Origin of the sequence: Pseudomonas fragi, from assembly GCF_025426255.1 — a bacterium.
In the GTDB taxonomy this organism is placed as follows: Bacteria; Pseudomonadota; Gammaproteobacteria; order Pseudomonadales; family Pseudomonadaceae; genus Aquipseudomonas; species Aquipseudomonas kulmbachensis.
In genome coordinates this window covers 811863-830995 of record NZ_CP104861.1, presented here as the reverse complement: position 1 = coordinate 830995, position 19133 = coordinate 811863, and the positions used below count along the sequence as shown (strand labels likewise).

The 19133-nt window shown below is 57.5% G+C and carries 21 protein-coding genes and 1 riboswitch; of the genes, 9 read left to right on the top strand and 12 right to left on the bottom strand.

Features of this window, described 5'->3' with window-relative positions; translation table 11 throughout:
* Positions 1 to 26: 26 nt before the first annotated feature.
* Complete coding sequence (locus tag N7D90_RS03980) at positions 27 to 656, bottom strand: LysE family translocator (protein WP_261740979.1); 630 nt, start codon at positions 654 to 656, stop codon at positions 27 to 29.
* 80 nt (positions 657 to 736) lie between these two features.
* Here N7D90_RS03980 and N7D90_RS03975 point away from each other — a divergent pair, with 80 nt between their 5' ends.
* From N7D90_RS03975 to N7D90_RS03965, 3 genes are all read left to right on the top strand, one after another.
* Complete coding sequence (locus tag N7D90_RS03975) at positions 737 to 1702, top strand: 2-hydroxyacid dehydrogenase (protein ID WP_261740978.1); 966 nt, start codon at positions 737 to 739, stop codon at positions 1700 to 1702.
* Between the two features lie 30 nt (positions 1703 to 1732).
* Positions 1733 to 2731 carry a class I SAM-dependent methyltransferase gene (locus tag N7D90_RS03970; RefSeq protein WP_261740977.1) on the top strand — a complete coding sequence of 333 codons (999 nt, stop codon included), beginning with the start codon at positions 1733 to 1735 and terminating at the stop codon, positions 2729 to 2731.
* A 50-nt stretch (positions 2732 to 2781) separates the two neighbouring features.
* A riboswitch (yybP-ykoY riboswitch) is annotated at positions 2782 to 2901 on the top strand.
* 91 nt (positions 2902 to 2992) lie between these two features.
* On the top strand, positions 2993 to 3577 hold the full coding sequence (locus N7D90_RS03965) for a TMEM165/GDT1 family protein (RefSeq protein ID WP_261742369.1): 585 nt from the start codon (positions 2993 to 2995) through the stop codon (positions 3575 to 3577).
* 52 nt (positions 3578 to 3629) lie between these two features.
* On the opposite strand, the gene N7D90_RS03960 is transcribed toward N7D90_RS03965, so the two are convergent.
* Genes N7D90_RS03960 through N7D90_RS03945 form a run of 4 tightly spaced genes read right to left on the bottom strand, consistent with a single transcriptional unit; the run spans position 3630 to position 5618 of the window.
* Positions 3630 to 4451: a M48 family metallopeptidase gene (locus tag N7D90_RS03960; RefSeq protein WP_261740976.1), complete on the bottom strand. Its 822-nt coding sequence runs from the start codon at positions 4449 to 4451 to the stop codon at positions 3630 to 3632.
* A 34-nt stretch (positions 4452 to 4485) separates the two neighbouring features.
* Entirely contained in the window at positions 4486 to 5112 is a 627-nt protein-coding gene (locus N7D90_RS03955) for an SOS response-associated peptidase (RefSeq protein WP_261740975.1), read from the bottom strand.
* A gap of 50 nt (positions 5113 to 5162) precedes the next feature.
* The gene (locus tag N7D90_RS03950; protein WP_261740974.1) at positions 5163 to 5423 is read right to left on the bottom strand and encodes a putative signal transducing protein; all 261 of its coding nucleotides are present in this window, start codon (positions 5421 to 5423) and stop codon (positions 5163 to 5165) included.
* Between the two features lie 12 nt (positions 5424 to 5435).
* On the bottom strand, positions 5436 to 5618 hold the full coding sequence (locus N7D90_RS03945) for a CPXCG motif-containing cysteine-rich protein (RefSeq protein WP_261740973.1): 183 nt from the start codon (positions 5616 to 5618) through the stop codon (positions 5436 to 5438).
* A 103-nt stretch (positions 5619 to 5721) separates the two neighbouring features.
* Here N7D90_RS03945 and N7D90_RS03940 point away from each other — a divergent pair, with 103 nt between their 5' ends.
* Together N7D90_RS03940 and N7D90_RS03935 are read left to right on the top strand one after the other, a co-directional pair.
* A complete protein-coding gene (locus tag N7D90_RS03940) occupies positions 5722 to 6888 on the top strand; it encodes a 1-acyl-sn-glycerol-3-phosphate acyltransferase (protein WP_261740972.1) in 1167 nt (388 codons plus the stop codon).
* A gap of 229 nt (positions 6889 to 7117) precedes the next feature.
* Complete coding sequence (locus tag N7D90_RS03935; protein ID WP_048359204.1) at positions 7118 to 7324, top strand: hypothetical protein; 207 nt, start codon at positions 7118 to 7120, stop codon at positions 7322 to 7324.
* A 60-nt stretch (positions 7325 to 7384) separates the two neighbouring features.
* Here the strand turns inward: N7D90_RS03935 and N7D90_RS03930 are convergent, their stop codons facing one another.
* Positions 7385 to 7969 carry a YajG family lipoprotein gene (locus tag N7D90_RS03930; protein ID WP_261740971.1) on the bottom strand — a complete coding sequence of 195 codons (585 nt, stop codon included), beginning with the start codon at positions 7967 to 7969 and terminating at the stop codon, positions 7385 to 7387.
* 155 nt (positions 7970 to 8124) lie between these two features.
* Here N7D90_RS03930 and N7D90_RS03925 point away from each other — a divergent pair, with 155 nt between their 5' ends.
* Together N7D90_RS03925 and mqo are read left to right on the top strand one after the other, a co-directional pair.
* Complete coding sequence (locus N7D90_RS03925; protein WP_261740970.1) at positions 8125 to 8358, top strand: hypothetical protein; 234 nt, start codon at positions 8125 to 8127, stop codon at positions 8356 to 8358.
* Positions 8359 to 9051: 693 nt separating this feature from the next.
* Complete coding sequence (mqo, locus tag N7D90_RS03920; RefSeq protein WP_261740969.1) at positions 9052 to 10560, top strand: malate dehydrogenase (quinone); 1509 nt, start codon at positions 9052 to 9054, stop codon at positions 10558 to 10560.
* An 84-nt stretch (positions 10561 to 10644) separates the two neighbouring features.
* Here the strand turns inward: mqo and N7D90_RS03915 are convergent, their stop codons facing one another.
* The 6 genes from N7D90_RS03915 to N7D90_RS03890 all read right to left on the bottom strand — a co-directional run bounded on the left by N7D90_RS03915 (position 10645) and on the right by N7D90_RS03890 (position 15953).
* The gene (locus tag N7D90_RS03915) at positions 10645 to 11085 is read right to left on the bottom strand and encodes a hypothetical protein (RefSeq protein WP_261740968.1); all 441 of its coding nucleotides are present in this window, start codon (positions 11083 to 11085) and stop codon (positions 10645 to 10647) included.
* Between the two features lie 307 nt (positions 11086 to 11392).
* The gene (locus N7D90_RS03910) at positions 11393 to 11680 is read right to left on the bottom strand and encodes a PA4642 family protein (protein WP_261740967.1); all 288 of its coding nucleotides are present in this window, start codon (positions 11678 to 11680) and stop codon (positions 11393 to 11395) included.
* Between the two features lie 51 nt (positions 11681 to 11731).
* Positions 11732 to 12226 (bottom strand): hypothetical protein, encoded by a 495-nt coding sequence (locus tag N7D90_RS03905; RefSeq protein WP_261740966.1) that lies wholly within the window; start codon positions 12224 to 12226, stop codon positions 11732 to 11734.
* A 55-nt stretch (positions 12227 to 12281) separates the two neighbouring features.
* Entirely contained in the window at positions 12282 to 13997 is a 1716-nt protein-coding gene (locus N7D90_RS03900; RefSeq protein WP_261740965.1) for an ABC transporter ATP-binding protein/permease, read from the bottom strand.
* Between the two features lie 140 nt (positions 13998 to 14137).
* The gene (locus tag N7D90_RS03895) at positions 14138 to 14698 is read right to left on the bottom strand and encodes a response regulator transcription factor (RefSeq protein WP_019823883.1); all 561 of its coding nucleotides are present in this window, start codon (positions 14696 to 14698) and stop codon (positions 14138 to 14140) included.
* Positions 14691 to 15953 (bottom strand): ATP-binding protein, encoded by a 1263-nt coding sequence (locus N7D90_RS03890; RefSeq protein WP_261740964.1) that lies wholly within the window; start codon positions 15951 to 15953, stop codon positions 14691 to 14693. Before N7D90_RS03890 ends, N7D90_RS03895 begins: the two co-directional genes overlap by 8 nt.
* Before the next feature lie 340 nt (positions 15954 to 16293).
* On the opposite strand from N7D90_RS03890, the gene N7D90_RS03885 reads away from it, so the two are divergent.
* Both N7D90_RS03885 and N7D90_RS03880 read left to right on the top strand, forming a co-directional pair.
* Positions 16294 to 17010, top strand: a complete 717-nt coding sequence (locus N7D90_RS03885) for an SIMPL domain-containing protein (protein WP_261740963.1) — start codon at positions 16294 to 16296, stop codon at positions 17008 to 17010.
* Between the two features lie 417 nt (positions 17011 to 17427).
* Positions 17428 to 19053, top strand: coding sequence for an ABC transporter substrate-binding protein (locus N7D90_RS03880; RefSeq protein ID WP_261740962.1), 1626 nt, complete (start codon positions 17428 to 17430; stop codon positions 19051 to 19053).
* Positions 19054 to 19133: the final 80 nt, after the last annotated feature.

Genomic DNA, 19133 nt, shown 5'->3' with positions numbered 1-19133 from the left:
CGGCAGCGGCTACAGGAGTCCGCTTCTTAGTGCATCTCGGTAAATGCCAACTTCACACCCAGCGCCACCAGAACCGCGCCCATGGTGCGATCAAACCAATGGCCCATGCGGGCAAAGCCTGTGCGTACGCGCTGATGGCTGAACAGCATGGCAACCATGCAAAACCACAGCCCGGTGGCGACCGCCAGGTACACACCGTAACCAGCCTGAATCGACAGCGGTGTATGCGGGTTGATGACCACGGTAAACAGCGACAGGAAAAACAGCGTCGCCTTGGGGTTCAAGCCATTGGTCACAAAACCCGAAGTGAACGCCCCGCGAGCCGTGCGCTCGCCCACCGGCAACGCGGCGGCCACTGCTGCCGGATCAGCCGGTTTGGCCCGCAGCGCCTTGAAGCCGATGTACAGCAGGTAAGCCGCTGCCAGCCATTTCAAAGCGTTAAACAGCACAATCGACTGCGACACAATGATCCCGATACCCAACAGCGAATAACCGACATGCACGAAAATCGCCGTGCCTACACCAAACGCGGTAAAGATCCCGGCGCGACGACCGTGGGTTACGCTCTCGCGCACCACCACGGCAAAATCGGGCCCGGGGCTGGCCACAGCCAGAAGGTGAATCAGGGCAACGGTCAAAAATTCTGTCCAGTACATGCACGGCTCCATTACAAATTGTTTCTTCTGTTAGGCTCGCCACATTACGCCTTCATTTCACAGCACAAAAGGTACAGTTGATGACTAACACTCAGCGCGCCGTATTCCTTGATTACACATCACTGGATCTGGGCGATCTCGACCTGGACCCGCTGCGTCGAAACTTCGGCGACTTGCAGTTGTGGTCGGATACCACGCCCGCGAATGTGATCGAACGCCTGCAAGGTGCCAGTGTAGCCATCAGCAATAAAATTCTGCTCAACGCCCATACCCTCGCCGCCTGCCCGGATCTGAAACTGATTCTGGTGGCGGCTACCGGCACCAACAACGTAGATCTGGAAGCCGCTCGCGCCCAAGGGATCACCGTCGCCAACTGCCAGGGTTACGGCACGCCATCCGTGGCGCAACACACCCTGGGCCTGTTGCTGGCGCTGGCCACACGCCTGATCGACTATCAAAAAGCCGTCACTGAAGGTCAGTGGCAGCAAGCAAAACAGTTCTGTCTGCTGGACTTCCCGATTGTCGAGCTGGAGGGCAAAACCCTGGGCCTGTTCGGGCATGGCGAACTGGGCAGTGCAGTGGCGAAGCTAGCCGAAGCCTTCGGCATGCGCGTGCTGATCGGCCATATTCCAGGGCGTCCGGCTCGGGCTGACCGCATGCCATTGGACGAACTGCTGCCCCAGGTCGATGCCCTGACCTTTCACTGCCCGCTCAACGAACACACACGCAATTTCATCGGTGCTCGCGAGCTCGCGCTACTCAAGCCCGGAGCCTTTGTGGTCAACACTGCGCGCGGTGGCATGATCGACGAGCAGGCTCTGGCCGACGCCTTGCGCAGCGGTCACCTGGGCGGCGCGGCGACCGACGTGCTGAGCGTCGAACCGCCCCGTGACGGCAATCCGCTGCTGGCAGCCGACATCCCGCGCCTGATCATTACCCCGCACAGCGCCTGGGGTAGCCGCGAGGCTCGCCAGCGGATCGTCGGCCAACTGGCGCAAAACGCCGAAGCGTTCTTCAACGGTACAGCGCTGCGAGTCGTCAGTTGATAGACTGCGCCCCTTTTTGAGGAGCAGATTATGGATCCGCGCAGTGAAGTACTGCTTCGTCAGCCTGAATACTTTCAAGGTTCGGTGCTGTTGGTCGGCTTGCCGGCTGACGAACTACTGAGTGAATTGCCCGATGCCCACGGCTGGTGCTGGCACGCCGGTGATCAGGCCGTGCTCGACGCCCGTTTTGAAGGACGCGTGCAGTTCGGTGTCGAAATTCCGCAACGGGCGTTTGACACCGCTGTGGTGTTTCTGCCCAAGTCCAAGGAGCTGAGTGACTACGTGCTCAAGGCGGTGGCCTCACGCCTGCCCGGCGCCGATGTATTTTTGGTCGGGGAAAAAAAGGGCGGCATTGAAGGCGCGTCCAAGCAACTGGTTCCGTTCGGCAAACCACGCAAGCTCGACAGCGCGCGCCATTGCCAACTGTGGCAAGTGACGGTGGATAACGCCCCGCAAGTGCCGGTACTGGAAGACCTCGCGCAACATTACGAACTGCCGCTGGCCGAAGGCCCGCTTAAAATCGTGAGCCTGCCAGGTGTATTCAGCCACGGTCGCCTGGATCGCGGCAGCGCCTTGCTGCTTGAACATCTGGACAAACTGCCCAGCGGCCACGTGCTGGACTTCGGCTGCGGCGCGGGCGTACTCGGTGCTGCGGTCAAGCGGCGTTACCCGCACAACACTGTGACCTTGCTCGATGTGGATGCCTTCGCCACTGCCAGTAGCCGTCTGACCCTTGCGGCCAACGGTCTGGAAGGCGAAGTGATTACCGGCAACGGTATCGACGCAGCACCTATGGGCCTGAACTCGATCCTGAGTAACCCGCCGTTCCATGTCGGGGTGCATACCGATTACAAGGCAACCGAGAACTTGCTGCAAAAAGCAGTGAAACATCTGAAATCTGGTGGCGAACTACGAATTGTGGCCAACAGCTTCTTGCGCTATCAACCGTTGATCGAAGAGCATTTTGGTGCCTGTGCGGTCAAGGCTGAAGGTCAGGGTTTTCGGATTTACAGTGCCAAGCGTCGCTGAGGTGATTGGCAAATAAGAGCTTGCCGGATCGGATTTGCCTAGGCAGAATCCGCTCCGTCCTAGGGGAGTAGTCTCCCTTGAGCTCCACGCTCATTCGGCATACGTCAACATACTTGGTCAACAGACCATGGCGTATGCGACCCAGGTGTCCGCACAGACGGACCGGGGTTTGACAAGACCTATGACACGAACACCTTACCCGGGGCGGGAAGGCTGTACGTGTCATAGCCGTGTCGACCCGCCCCTGGAAACCACCTGATGATGCTCGACTCCTTACTCGTTCCTACCGCAATCGTTGCCTTGGCCGAAATCGGCGACAAGACGCAGCTGCTCGCTCTCATTCTCGCCGCACGCTTTCGCAAACCCTGGCCGATTATCGCCGGTATCGTGGTCGCAACCCTGGCCAACCATGCCGCAGCCGGTGCAGTGGGCGCCTGGTTCAGTACCTTCTTCAGCGATGCAATGCTGCACTGGATCCTCGCCGCGAGCTTTACCGCTACCGCGTTGTGGACCCTGGTGCCCGACAAGATGGACGACGACGAAGCCAGCACTGCCCGCAAGTACGGGCCGTTCGTCACCACTCTGATCACGTTTTTCATTGCCGAAATCGGCGACAAGACCCAGGTTGCGACCGTGATGCTCGCCGCGCAATACCCGGACCTGTGGCTCGTCATTATCGGCACCACCCTGGGCATGCTGATTGCCAACGTGCCGGTGGTATTGGCGGGTAACTTTGCGGCCGACAAATTGCCGCTGACCTTGATCCGCCGTCTTGCAGCCACCGCATTCGTGGTACTGGCCGTCGTGGCGGTGTACAAGGCGATGGCGATCAGCGGCTGGGTTTAAAAGCGCCCTCACCCTAACCCTCCGGGAGAGGGTTGGGGTGAGGCCCTGGCCGTTACTGGGTTTTCGGCGCCTGCTGATACAGCGGCATCACCTTCGGGATTGCCGCTTGCAGGGCTGCAATCCGGCTGCTGGAAGCCGGGTGAGTGCTCATGAATTCAGGCGGAGCGTTCTGTGATTGCTGGGCCATTTTCTGCCACAGGGTGATCGCCGCATTCGGGTTGTAACCCGCACGGGCAGCAAGCTCCAGGCCGATCAGGTCCGCTTCGTTTTCATTGCTGCGGCTGTTGGGCAAGGTCAGGCTGTAGTTCACCACGGTATCGGCCAGCCCCATGCTGTCCTGCCCCAAACCCAGCAAGGCACCAGCTCCCTGCTTGGCGATCTCGATGCCATAGGCCTTGGACATGGACTCACGCCCGTGCTCACGCAAGGCGTGGGCGATTTCATGGCCCATGATCGCGGCGATTTCGTCGTCGCTGAGCTTCAGCTGATCAATGATCCCGCTGTAAAAGATGATCTTGCCGCCTGGGCCGCAGTTGGCGTTGAGCTCGTCACTCTTGATCAGATTGACTTCCCAATTCCATTGCGCGGCATCCGGGCGAAAGGCCGGGGCCTGGGCAATCAGTCGGTTGGCGATCGCCTGCAAGCGCTTGGCGTTAGCACTGGTCTTGTCCAGCGCGCCCTTGGTGCTCGCTTCGCTGACAGTCTGCTGATACGACTGCGCATACATTTGGTCAACCTGCTGGCTCGACAGCATGCTGAACATGTACTGCTTGCGCTCAACACCGACCGCGCCGCCATTGGTGGTATTCACCGCCTGGCAACCACCCAGCAACAACCCGGCGCCCACTGCGCACACTACCGCTAACTTACCCATCAAAGATCTCCATAAAGATGGTGCGCATCGTATCTCAACCCGGCGTCAGGCACTCGGGCGCATTGAGCTTGGGATCGTTGACCAGATTGGCCAACGGCCGTTCGCGCAATGGCGTCTGCGGGCTGGCAAGCAGCGCCTGCAAAACATGCAAGGGGGTTTCGGGGTCAAGCCAGGCCTGCTGGCCCGCTTCGTCCAGAATCAATGGCCGGCGCTGACTGGCGGCGGCCTGGGTGATCACCGCAGTACTCAGCCACACATGCCCTTCGACGGGATAAGCCTCCCAGATACCGGCAAAAAACAGCGAAGAACCCTCGCCCGGCGTCAGCCAATAGGGACGTTTGCGGGTAGTGCCGCGCCATTCGTAAAAACCGTTGGCCGGGATCAGGCAACGCCGTTGGCGCAAGGCATCGCGAAACATCGGTTGTTCGGCCACGGTTTCGGCCCGGGCATGGGCGGGGGTTCGCGACAGGTCGGTCAGCCAGGCCGGGGTCAAGCCCCAGCGCGCCCGTGCCAGCTCACGTTGGCCAGGTTCTGCACCGGCACGCAGGATCAATACCGAGTCATTGGGCGAGATATTCCACTGGGCCTGCTGATCTGCCGGAAAACCGGGCAAGGCTGCAAACGCAGGATTCCAACGAAACAGGGCAAAACGTCCACACATGGGGCTGCACAACTCTTATCTATATAGCAGTGAAAAAACCGTCTACGGCTTCAGCAGACCAGTACATCAGGGAAGCTCTCAGGCTCATCGCCCGCCACCGGTGACGCGGCATTGTACGCATCGATCAACTCGCGCGCGTATTGCGCCTGATCATCAGCCACGGCCAGCCCCAACAAACCCAACGCTGGCAGCTCACCGGTGCCGCCAATCAAATCTCGCCCCTGAAGACATGCGCCAATACCTTCACTGGCGAGCATGCCCAGCAACAGCTCGGCTTCCATCAGGTTTTGCGGTTCATAGATGCGCTGCATGGCAATCACCTGCTACTCGTTCTCGCTGTGTACATCGAGCATCCACTCCTGACCATCGGTCTGAAGATGGAAAACAATCGGTCGGCAACACACAGGACAATCCTCTATGTAGCTTTGATCACCACCCGAGAGGTCGAGCACAGCTTCTGCCGGCTCGCCGCAATAGGGGCACTCATAGCGTTCAGTTTCAAGCATCGCGGTCTCCATAGTGACTTGTGCGTATAATCGCCTGTCTATTAGCAGGGCCATTTTTTGCCCTGCCCTGCGTACCAACCCTAGCCGTTTCCAACAAGAGAGCATGATGGGCCAATTCGATACCATCCGACCTTACGACGACGCCGAAGTCCCAGCAGTGCTGGCCCGGCTGCTCAGCGACAAGGCGTTTCTAGATATCCTGACCCACTTTCGCTTTCCGCGCCTGGCAGGCGCGTTTGGCTGGCTGTTAAAACCTCTTATAGCTCATCGCCTGCGTAAAGAGTTCGCGAGTGTAAATTCGGTCGCATCCCTGCAGGATAAGGTCGAGGTTTACGTCGACCGCACCATTGAGCATGCCACTGACGGCGTGACCTACACCGGCGTTGAACAGTTGAAATCCGGCAGCGCCTATCTGTTTTTGGCCAACCACCGCGATATCGTGATGGACCCGGCTTTCGTCAACTATGCGGTGTATCACGCGGGCCTGCCGACGCCACGCATCGCCATTGGCGACAACCTGCTGCAAAAACCCTTTGTCAGCGATCTGATGCGCCTGAACAAGAGCTTTATCGTGCACCGCTCGATTACCGGACGGCGTGAGAAGCTCGCGGCCTATCAACTGCTGTCGGCGTATATCAATCACTCGATCCGCAACGACTGCCAATCGATCTGGATCGCCCAGGCCGAAGGTCGGGCCAAGGACGGTGATGACCGCACCGATTCGGCGATCCTGAAAATGTTTCACATGAGCCGTAAAGACGAGCCGTTCGCCGAAGTCATTCAGTCATTGAACCTGACCCCGGTATCGATCAGCTACGAATACGACCCCTGCGACCAGGCCAAGGCTCGCGAGCTGTACATCCGCGCCACCACGGGCACCTACAGCAAGATACCGGGCGAAGACGACACCAGCATCGCCAACGGCATCACCGGCTACAAAGGCCGCGTACACGTGAACTTTGCTGCACCCATCACCACACCTTTCGAGGACAGCAAGTTGCTGGCCGCCGAAATGGATCGCCATATCCTCAGCGGCTACCGCCTGTTCCCGGCGCACTACCTCGCGTATGCACAGTGGAGCGATGCCGATCCCGAGCTGCAAGTGCCCAAGGCCACCGAGGTATTCGGTGCCGAAGAACTGGCCAAGGCCAAGCAGGAATGGCAACGCCGCCTGGACGCCTGCCCGGTCGAGCACCGCCCGTACCTGGTGCTGCAATATGCGATGCCGGTGCGTAACCAGTATCGGATCAAGGCCGGGTTGGCGCTGTAACCTCACGCGTAGCAGCTGCCGCAGGCTGCGTCCGGCGGCGCAGCCGTCGCAGAATCAGAAACCGCTATCTTTCAGACAACTCGCGGTTTCAGGTTTACGATCGCTTCGCAATCGGACGTAGCCTTCGGCAACTGCTACAAGAGCATCACCTCTGTTAATTTTTGCTGTAACCGTATCGTCATGTAGAGAGGTCACTCTGTGGCCCCTCGACACCGACACGGAGCTTGTCATGCTGCACGCAGAGAACCAGGATCGCCTTTACCTGATCGCCCCCAGCGACGAACAGCAGGCACTGATCGAAGGCCTGGCCTTTAACGTTCAGGACCACCACTGGCTGGTTTACTGCGCTTTGAGCGGCCACACCCATGCCGACTTGCCCGAGCTGGACTTGCTCACCGGCGTCAGCCGCCTGGAGCTGTATGCCGAAGCGGCCTGAAGCGTCCAAACAAAAAAAAGCCCGAACTCAGTAAGTTCGGGCTTTTTTGTTTGTCCGCGATTACTCGCCGAGCAAACGACCCACCGATGGGTCCTGGAACACACGGGTCAGCGCATCACTCAGTACATCGCTCACCAACTTGGTGTTGGTTTCCTGATTCGGCGCCATGCCGAAGCGTTGATCCAGCGACGCTCCATAACGACCGCTGTAAGTACGGCCACCGTTCTTCACGTCAGAACGAAAGGTCGCACCGATAGTGGCTTCGGTCACGTACATGGTGTCTTTGGGCGATTGATATTTCAGCTCGGCCAGAGTCACGGTCAGGGTTGGCGCGTTCATCGCATTGGATGTCGGCGTGTAGCCCAGCAACCGCACAGCCGCTTCAGCCTGGGCTTGCAGTTTAGGGATCACATCAGCACTGCTGACGCTGATCGCGCTGGTCTCGGGGTACATGCCACCACGGGTGCCCAGGGTTGGCGAAGGACGACCGTCCACGACCCGCACCACGACCGGCTGGCCACGACCCACTGGCGCAAGCTGGGTGGTCAGTTTGGGTTGCGGGCTAAGTTGTTGCGGGCTGTGGGCGCAGCCGACCAGAGTCAAACTGGTCACAGTAATCAAACCGAACAACAGGCGTTGCAACATGCTCATCTCTCCAGGACTGGGTAAAACAGACCGTCAGTATAGGGTGCTGTGCGCCTGCGAACTAGCCGCTTGCTGTCACCACTCTGTCATCGCCGATACATCGTGATGTCACTTCGACAAGGCATAGTCTGAGCACTGACCAAAGAGGTGCTGCCATGAACATGCTCTTATCGTTGTTCGGCTTGAATCGTCCTCATCGCTGCTTCGTGCGCCTTGACTACACGGGGCGCTGCCAGGCTTTCAAACAATGCAAACAACCGCCGGTCGGCGACAGCTGGGTCGAGATCGAAGAAATCCGCCTCAACTGGTTGCACCAGGTACTACCCGCCAAAGCCCGTATTGCCTCGTCCGCAACCCGCTCAGCGGCACTGCCCTTGCTGGGACTTTGATCGGCGCACCAAGAAAAGTCATTTAACAGGATCAATTGCCCGCGTTTCTTCGCTACAATCTCCCCCCGATTATAAGGACGTCTCCTGATCGGGCCTCGCAGCATCGCTAATGCGCTTGTATTAGCTCCCCCGCACCGCCCACAGAGAGCCGCCCACACAGATCATGTGAAGCTGGCGCGCTTGAATTTCACTGCGTAACCCCACTTTCAACATGGTCTGCCAGAGCTGCCATAACGCTCGGTCACTGGTTCGGTACCAGGCTTGCGGCAGCCCTTTTTTGAGGTTCACGTCTTCAAGAGAGCGTGAAAAAAAACGGGTTTCACAACTTCACAAGAGTGTGGCGAGCAAATGAAAAGTTTTGCGTCTGAACATGCACCATTAGCGTCTGATATTGCCCCACCAAGCAGGATCGAAGTCGGCTCCACAGCACGAGACTGAAAGCCTGTCCGCTTACGGATTTGGTTGCACAAACGGACGCTCTAGACCTTAAGTCGAATTGCCTCCAAGGTACTGAAATGCGTTCATATGTACCTCGAAGGCCCGGTCTGGGCGTGCGCTAAAGTTGCAAGAAATTGCGAAGAATCGGACATGGCGATCCTGGCCATGCGTGATCCGAGGCTAATCAGAACCACGCCTCGGAACACCTGGCAGCTATGCCGTCAATTTGGTGCCGTAGATTTTGGAGACGCGTTAATGGCGCATAACGAAGCAGTCGACGTAGTACTGGTTGGAGCGGGCATCATGAGTGCCACCCTCGCCGTACTGCTCAAAGAGCTCGACCCCGGCATTACGCTGGAAGTTGTTGAGCAGATGGACTCAGGTGCTGCGGAGAGTTCCAACCCGTGGAACAACGCGGGCACCGGTCATGCTGGCCTTTGCGAATTGAACTACACGCCGCAGGCGGCTGATGGTTCGATCGACATCAAAAAGGCTGTGCATATCAATGCCCAGTTCGAAGTGTCGAAGCAGTTTTGGGCCTACCTGGCGCAAAAGGGCACCTTCGGTTCGTGCAAGTCCTTCATCAGCCCAGTGCCTCACCTGAGCTACGTTGAAGGCGAAAAAGGTGTGTCCTTCCTGAAAAAACGTTTTGAAGTGCTGAGCAAGCACCATGCGTTTACAGATATGGAATACACCGAAGACAAAGCCAAAATGACCGAGTGGATGCCTTTGATGATGCCGGGCCGCCCTGCGGACCAGCACATCTCGGCCACCCGTGTGCTGAACGGTACTGACGTCAACTTCGGCGCCCTGACCCAGCAGTTGCTCAAGCATCTGGCCAGCGCACCGGACACCCAGATCAAGTACAGCAAAAAGGTCACCGGCCTCAAGCGCAATGGCAGCGGCTGGACGGTGAGCATCAAGGACACCAACAGCGGCAACACTCGCCAGGTTGATGCCAAATTCGTATTCCTGGGCGCAGGTGGTGCGGCATTGCCGCTGCTGCAAGCGTCGGGCATCGAAGAAAGCAAAGGCTATGGGGGCTTCCCAGTCAGCGGCCAATGGCTGCGTTGCGATAACCCGGAAGTGGTCAAGCTGCACCAGGCCAAGGTTTACAGCCAGGCCGCTGTAGGTTCGCCACCGATGTCGGTACCGCACCTGGACACCCGTGTGGTTGATGGCAAAAAGTCGTTGCTGTTCGGACCTTATGCCGGTTTCACCACAAAGTTCCTCAAGCACGGCTCGTTCCTTGACCTGCCGATGTCGATCCGTCTGGGCAACATCGGGCCAATGCTCGCAGTGGCTCGCGACAACATGGATCTGACCAAGTACCTGGTCAGCGAAGTGCGCCAATCGATGGAACAGCGCCTGGACTCCCTGCGTCGCTTCTACCCGCAGGCCAAGGCCGAAGACTGGCGTCTTGAGATTGCCGGGCAACGGGTTCAGATCATCAAGAAAGATCCGAAGAAAGGCGGCGTGTTGCAGTTCGGTACCGAACTGGTTGCTGCCAAGGACGGTTCGCTGGCCGCTCTACTGGGTGCCTCGCCGGGCGCTTCGGTAACCGTTTCGATCATGCTGGATCTGATCGAGCGTTGCTTCGCAGACAAAGCACGTGGCGAATGGGCGACCAAGCTCAAGGAAATCTTCCCGGCACGGGAAAAAGTCCTCGAGACCGACGCCGAGCTGTACCACACAATCAGCACCCGCAACTCCGAGTTGCTGGAACTGGTTGAGCCGCAGAACGCCAATACCAGCATCGCGTAACAGCGTCACCTCAAAATGACGCACAACAAAAAGCCCCTGCGCTGTTAAGCGCAGGGGCTTTTTTGTAACCGACACGCAAGCGTTTCAGCCCATCGTGAACAGCACTCGCGAGCCGCCATTGCGCGAAAACTCATCATCGTCCGATACCGCTATCAGTTCTGCGGCACAGCCGACGGTGACTGCCCCGACCGACTTGGCCTGAGCCCAGCGATTGAGATTGCTGGCGCCCGGTGTGAGATGACCAAAGCCGAAGTAACAGACCTGTTCGCCCTGACGATAAGTGAAGGTTTCAGACCCTCTGGACGCTGGCAAGTAATACAACAGCTCCTGACTGGTGGACGGCTCGACAACAAAATCGTGCCCAGCATTTTCAGGGCTCTCCAGCCATGAAAAGTCGTTGCCCGGCGAAATGGCCCTGGCTGTCGCGTTAAATATCTCGACCTCCAGCACCTCATCGGCGGCCAGAGCGGCAGAGCCCACAGCCATCAATCCAAGTCCAAAAATAAAACTGCACAGACGCTTCATTGCTTGATTCCATTCCAATTGAAGTTTTGCCCATCGTCCTGATGAGCACCTGACATGCCTGTTTGAGTATTGATCGCCCACACAAGAACACCCCGTAGCAAATAGCTCAGGGTTGGTCGGAGTTTTCTGGAATAGAAGCACGAAGCCTGTAGCCGCTGCCGAACTCCACGAGGCTGCGTTCGGCTGCACAGCAGCCGTAAAACCATGCAATCGGGTAATTCAGATACATCGCGATTAGCGGGTTTACGAGGACTGCGTCCTCGAACGCAGCCTCGTTCCTTCGCCAGCGGCTACAGGAGTAGGGATCTTAGCCGCGGGCTTTTTCGATGAGTTCGATGTACTCATCCGAGTTGCGCTGATCCTTGATGAGGTCCACAAACGTCTGGCCGTGCTCGTCTTTGCCATCCAGGTCGTAACCGGCTTCGTTGAAGAAGGTCAGGAAACGCCCAAAGTCATCGATACGCAGGCCACGATAGGCTTTGATCAATTTGTGCAGCGACGGCGAGATGGCGTCCACAGGCTCGAAGTCCAGGAACAACTTGATCTGCTCGTCGCCGATCTCATCACCAATCAACTGCTTCTTGTCTTTACGCATGTCCGGCTCCAGCCTGCTGATACTTCACGGGGCCAGCAGTTTACCCAAGGCTCAACGTGCGCGCACGCTACCGGTGTGCAAGTCGGCCCAAATATGCCCATTGGCATAGGTCAAAAACTGGCAATAGACCGTGTCGTTGCGCAGTAAATCAATTACCACACGGTATTGGGACAGCGGATAGGAAAGGCTCAGGGTTCGCGTCTTGCTGTCAAAAACAGGCTTTTTCAGGCTCTTGCTTTCACCATCAAACGAAATCAGCACCTGGCGCACCGTAGCGCCCTGACTCATCGGTTTGCCCTTCAGGCGCAGCAACAAAGGCGAAGTCACCGGAATCGGCTGCTGATTGGATTGACGCTGGCTACCCACCACCACCGAATACGAAGTCACCATCATCAATTGCTGTTGCTCGGGGACCTCGCTGCGCAATTGCAAATCATCGGAGGGCAAAAACTGCCCATGCAACAACGGTGTAACAGCAGGTGCCGCCGCCAGAGGCAGGCTGGCCAGCAACAGACTTAACGCAGCGCTGCGAAATAGAAAGCTCATGACAGGTTCCAAAAAGCGGGAAGCAGCACTCTAGCATGCTGCTTGCACGCCTCCCCTACTGCGCCACCAACTGCCCCTCAACAATCCGCACATGCCTTGGATGAAAGCGCGCAAGACTGCTGCGATGCCCCACGCTGACAATGCTCAAGTTCGGCAACTGCTCTACCAGAGCCTGGTACAACATGGCCTCATCCTCCTCGTCCATGGCCGATGTCGATTCATCCATATAAAGCCACTGTGGGCGATACAGCAGCGCACGGGCAAAAGCCAAGCGTTGTTGCTCGCCTCCGGACAACAGACGCTGCCAGTGATTGACCTCGTCGAGCTGGGGAACCAGATGCTCCAGACGGCAAGTGCGTAGCACTTCTTGATACCGCTCGGTCGGATAGGTGTCGCCGGTCTGTGGATAACTCAACGCGTCACGCAAGGTGCCGATGGGCAAGTAAGGTTTTTGCGGCAAAAACAGCGCGCGCTCCCGAGGTAATCGAATCGCTCCGCCCCCTCGTGGCCAAAGCCCGCCCATTGCTCTGAGCAATGTACTTTTGCCGCTGCCGGAGCGACCGCTAAGCATCAGCCGCTCACCTTCCTCGACCTGCAAATTGGCGTTATGCAGCAGAGGGCGACCATCTGCCAGGTCCAGGCTCAGGTCTTCGATCTTCAACTCCTGGCCCTGGCTCTGCACATCAATCGCTGGCAAGCGCTGCTCGTTATCGGTCATCGCCTGACGAAAGCTCAGCAACCGATCACTGGTCGCGCGCCACGCCGCCAGGGTGACGTAGGCATCGATAAACCAGCTGAAGTTCTCTTGTACATTGCTGAAAGCCGAGTTGATTTGCATCAGTTCGCCCAGCTCGATCTTGCCCGCAAAGTAGCGCGGCGCGGCAACGACAAACGGAAAAATAATAGCGATTTGCGAGTAACCGGCGGTGAAGAAAGTCAGGCGCTTTTGCACCTTCATTTGCGTCCAGAAGTTCCTCCAGACTTTATCGAAGCGTGAACTCAGCCGCTCATGTTCATTCGGCTCGCCGTTATACAACGCAATGCTCTCGGCATTTTCACGGACCCGGACCATCGAGAAACGCAGGTCGGCTTCGAAACGTTGTTGTTGGTTGCTCAGGCCAATCAAGCGCCGGCCGATCAAATGCGCCAGCCAGCTGCCGACTGCGGCATACAGCAACGCGCACCAGAACATATAGCCGGGAATGGTGATGCCAAAGACCTCGATACTGCCCGAGACGCCCCACAAAATAACCGAAAACGACACCAGACTGACCAGCGTACGGATCAGGCCCAGGCCCAGAGTCAGGGTATTGTCGGTGAACGAGTTAAGGTCTTCACTGATGCGCTGGTCAGGGTTGTCGGTGTAACCGCCCTGCTCCAGCTGGTAATAGTTTTTGTGCGCGAGCCAGCGCGCAAAGTGCTGCTCGGTCAGCCATCGACGCCAGCGAATGGTCAACATCTGAGTCAAATAAAGCCGGTACACCGCGCCAACAATGCCTGCCGCAGCAATGATCCCGAAGTAGCCGATCAAGCTCCAGAATGCGGCTCCGTCCTTCTTTTCCAGGGCGTTGTAGAAGTCCTTGTACCAGTGGTTGATCCACACCGATATGCCGACGCTGACCAGCGACAAGGCAATTACTGCAATCAGCAGCAACCACGCCTTGACCCGCTCCTCACTGCGCCAGTAGGGAGTAATGAGGCCCCAGACCCTAGGTATGAAATCCCCACGCACAGCATCATTCACAACAGAAGGCTCAGCGTTCTGATTCATCGTTCAGGCTCGTTCGGAGTAAAGAGCAACCTGCAAGCCGGTCAGGACAACCGGCTCACGACGCTAAGACACGTCTTGATACAGATTAGGGGCTGTAGCCGTTTGCATGCAAGACGCAATGAAAAGGCTACAGCTCCCGTTCAGCGTCGAACCGGGCGCTTCTGCAGCTTGCGCTGCAAAGTGCGGCGGTGCATGCCCAGCGCGCGGGCAGTGGCCGAAATATTGCCTTCATGCTCACCCAGCACGCGCTGGATATGCTCCCATTGCAAGCGGTCAACCGACATCGGGTTATCCGGCACCAGGGTTTCGAGATCGGCATGCTGCGACAGCAAGGCCGCGAGCACGTCATCCGCATCCGCAGGCTTGCACAGGTAGTTGCAGGCCCCGCGCTTGATCGCCTCAACGGCGGTGGCGATGCTCGAGTAACCGGTGAGGATCACTACCCGCATCTCGGGATCAAGCTCAAGCAGCTTGGGCAAAAGGACCAGGCCTGAATCGCCGTCCATTTTAAGATCCAGCGCCGCATAATCGGGCAGGTCCTGCTGGGCCAGAATCAGCCCTTCTTCGGCGGAGCCCGCCGTGCTGACGCGAAAACCGCGACGGCTCATGGCGCGGGCCATTACGCGGGTAAACGTGGCGTCGTCATCTACCAACAACAAATGCGGCAGCTCTTCGCCTTCGACCTGAATTTCTTCACTCATTTTCATTTCCTCGGGCGACACGTGGCAGGCGCAGCTCAGTGAGCGTTCCGCCATCCTCATGACTGTAGAGTTTTACCGAGCCGCCAGCGCGGGTCACGCTGGCCTTGCTCAAGAATAGGCCCAGACCGAAGCCTTTGCCCTTGGTGGTAAAAAAGGGTTTGCCGATTTGCTCGGCGATGGCCAACGGTACACCTGGGCCGTGGTCACGAATACTGATGGTCAGATCAACTGCATCCCAATCGAGGCAGACTTCCAGCCCTTCAGGGCAGGCATCGGCTGCATTGTTGAGCAGGTTGAGCAGCGCCTGGGTCAAATCCGGTGGTGGCGCCAGACGCGGGACCGGGTCGTGGCCCAGGCACTGAAGGCGGTATGTGGCTTCGGGGCGCATCAAGTGCCAGCGGTTCAGGGCCTCGTCCAGCCACTGCGTAACATCCTGGACTTCAATCGCCAAACGGCGGTTGGCCTCAGCGGCGCGCACCAGTTGCTGCAAGGTCTCCTTGCACAACTTGACCTGATCCTGAAGCACGCTCAGATCTTCCTGCAACTCGGGGTCCGGGTGATCGCGGCGCATTTCCTTGAGCAGCACGCTCATGGTCGACAGCGGCGTGCCCAACTCGTGGGCCGCACCGGCGGCCTGGGTGGCCACCGCCAGCAATTGCTGGTCACGCAGCCCCTCTTCACGACGCAGGGCGCGCAGCTCTTCCTGGCGGCGCAGCTCTTCGCCCATCTTGGCGGCGAAAAACGTGATGACCGCAGCAGACAGGGCAAAACTCAGCCACATTCCATAAATTTGCAGCTTTTCGCGGAAGAACGGCACCGTGTCTATCGGGAAAGACTGCGACAACAACAGGGTGTAGAGCGCCAGCGCAATACCGGTTAACACCAAGGAATAGCGCCATGGCAGTGTCACGGCGGCGATGGTCAGCGGCACCAGGTAATACGAGACGAATGGGTTGGCCGAGCCACCGGAGAAATACAACAAGGCGCTGTGGATAAACAGGTCACAGGCCAGTTGCAGGGCGTATTCCAGCTCTGTTACCGGCCAGGTGGTACGCAACCTGATCGCGGTAAACGCGCACAGCAGCATGGAAAACCCGAGGGTAATACTCAGCTGAAACCAGGGCAGCGGCAGCAAATTGAACAGGTAGGCAAAGCCTACTGAACCCGCTTGCGCGGCCAGTACCAACATGCGGATAAACGTAAGACGCCAGAGGTTCTGACGAGTCGCGGACAATAACTGAACGGGGGCGAGCATGAGCTCTCCTGATGAGCGCTCCAGGCGGATCACCGGGAGTATAACCAAGCGAGCGACCCGACAGGCAAACGTGCGGCAAAGAGCCACAGTGTTTTTTATCAAAACCTGCACTACCTGTAGATACTCTGTTCCAGGTCAAGCCCCAGTGGGAGCGAGCCTGCTCGCGAATGATCTTCGCGAGCAGGCTCGCTCCCACGCTTGAAGTATCTCAAGCCGCTGAGGAGCGTCGCGAAGCTGCGAAGCAGTCGGCAGGTCAAATGTAGTGAAAATGTAACTGGGCGAACTGATGGCCACTTACTACAGTCTTATGGGTCTTGCTGTCCTCTTTCAAGGAGCCTCCATGTCCAACTTTCAACGCACCGCTGCCCTGCTGACCCTGAGTATCGGCGCGCTTGCCAGCTTGCCGGCCCTGGCCGACGACATTCATTACAACCAGATCTCATTGCGTGCCGAGGCCAGCCAGGAAGTCCCCCGCGACCTGATGATCGTGACGCTGTACACCGAGGCGCAAAACACCGATGCGGCCAAGCTGGCGGCTGAAATCACCACGTCGATGAACAAGGCCATTGGCCAGGCCAAGTCCGTCAAGGAAGTGACCTTGCGCCAGGGCAATCGCAACAGCTATCCGATTTACGACAACAAGACCCAGAAGATCACTGGCTGGCGTGAACGCGCCGAACTGCGCCTGGAAAGTACCGACTTTGCAGCGCTGTCCAAGCTCACCGGCGATCTGATGCAAACCCTGAAAATGGGCAGCATGCAATTCACCGTAGCCAATGCCACCCGCAAAACCAGCGAAGACGCATTGCTCAAGGATGCGGTCAACGCGTTCAAGGCCCGCGCGCAACTGGCAACCGATGCGCTGGGCGGCAAGGGTTACAAAATCATCAACCTGAACCTCAACACCAACGGTTACCCGCAGCCCTACATGCGCAGCGCAATGATGATGAAAGCCGCAGCCCCTGCGATGGACTCGGCGCCGACCCCGGAAGTCGAAGCCGGTACCAGCGAAGTCAGCATGAGCGCCGATGGTGCGATTGAAGTCCAGATGCAATAAACACCGATCCATCCTGAAAACCCCTGAAACAGACATGTTTCAGGGGTTTTTTTATGCCGCACGGAAAACTCCTACAGACCGTCCTAGTATTAAAAGGCGATGGACTACATGCGCTGCTGGCGTTGACCTACATATTTCCAGCGCAAGAGTCTAGATAAGTAACAGCGTTGTTCCAAAACAGTGCACTTCGGTGTCCTGATGCTCAAGAACGTGTAAGAAAATGAGTCTAAAACCCGTGCGCAAACGATCAAATGCGTCATAAATTATACAAACGCGACATTCTTGTACGATCGTTCCACATTTTCAGGCTTCACCGGCTTTCGCATATTGCAATGGGTATGGGCTGTGCATAAGTATCGCCGGGTCGACTCACAAGGTCGCCCTCAAACCAAAAATGACAAAAATCATGAGGCCACCATGTTCAAATACGCGGTCATTCCGTTTTTAGTAGGTGCCAGCCTGTTGGCAAGTGCACCTTTCGCCCACGCTGCGACCAATCTGGTGTTTTGCTCTGAAGGCAGCCCGGCTGGTTTTGACCCGGGTCAGTACACCACCGGTACTGACTTTGATGCATCGGCCGAAACCATCTACAACCGATTGAGCCAATTCCAGCGCGGCGGCACCGCGGTTGAACCAGGCCTGGCAACCAGCTGGGATGTCTCCCCGGACAACCTGACATGGACCTTCCACCTGCGTGATGGCGTCAAGTTCCATACCACCCCGTACTTCAAGCCAACCCGCGATTTTAACGCCGACGACGTGCTCTTCACGTTCAACCGCATGCTCGACAAAGACATGCCGTTCCGTAAGGCCTACCCCACCGAATTCCCTTATTTCACCGACATGGGCATGGATAAAAACATCGCCAAGGTGGAAAAAGTCGACGACAAGACCGTCAAATTCACGCTGAACACCGTGGATGCCGCGTTTATCCAGAACCTGGCCATGAGTTTTGCCTCCATCCAGTCCGCCGAGTACGCCGACAAGCTGCTCAAGGAAGGCAAGCCTGCCGATATCAACCAGAAGCCGATCGGCACTGGCCCGTTTGTGTTCAAGAGCTACCAGAAAGACTCGAACATCCGTTACACCGGCAACAAGGACTACTGGAAGCCTGAAGACGTCAAAATCGACAATCTGATTTTCGCCATCACTACCGACCCTTCGGTACGGATCCAGAAGCTTAAAAAGAATGAGTGCCAGGTCACCCTGTTCCCGCGTCCGGCAGACCTCAAGGCCCTTGGTGAAGACAAGAACCTGAAGATGCCTCACCAGGCAGGTTTCAACCTCGGTTACATCGCCTACAACGTGATGGACAAGATCAAGGGCAGCAACGAGCCAAACCCGATGGCTCAGCTCAAGGTTCGCCAGGCCTTGGACATGTCAGTAAACAAGCAGCAGATCATCGACTCGGTGTATCAGGGTGCAGGCCAACTGGCCGTTGGCTCCATGCCACCTACCCAGTGGTCGTATGACACCAGCATCAAGGACGCACCTTTCGACCCGGAAAAAGCCAAGGCTCTGCTCAAGGAAGCCGGCATCAAGGACGGCACCGAAATCGTCCTGTGGGCCATGCCGGTTCAACGTCCGTACAACCCGAATGCCAAGCTGATGGCCGAAATGCTGCAGTCGGACTGGAGCAAAATCGGCATCAAAGCCAAGATCATGAGCTATGAATGGGGCGAGTACATCAAACGCTCCAAAGGCGGCGAAAACGGCGCGATGCTGATTGGCTGGAGCGGCGACAACGGTGACCCGGACAACTGGCTCGGTACCCTGTTCGGCTGCGACTCGCTGCAAGGCAACAACTTCTCCAAGTGGTGTGACCCCGAGTTCGACAAGCTGGTGAAAGCCGCCAAGGCCACCACCGATGTTGCCGAGCGCACAAAACTGTACCAACAGGCGCAGCAACGACTCAAAAGCCAGGTCCCGATGACACCTATCGCACACTCGACGGTGTATCAACCGATGCGCACGAACGTACAGGACTTCAAGATCAGCCCATTCGGCTTGAACTCCTTCTACGGGGTCAGCGTCAGCAAATAACAGGACCGGTGAATGCGGCTACAACGCCGCATTCACTTCTCTACCAGGACGGTGGAATTCACCTACAGCCTTTAGCCACT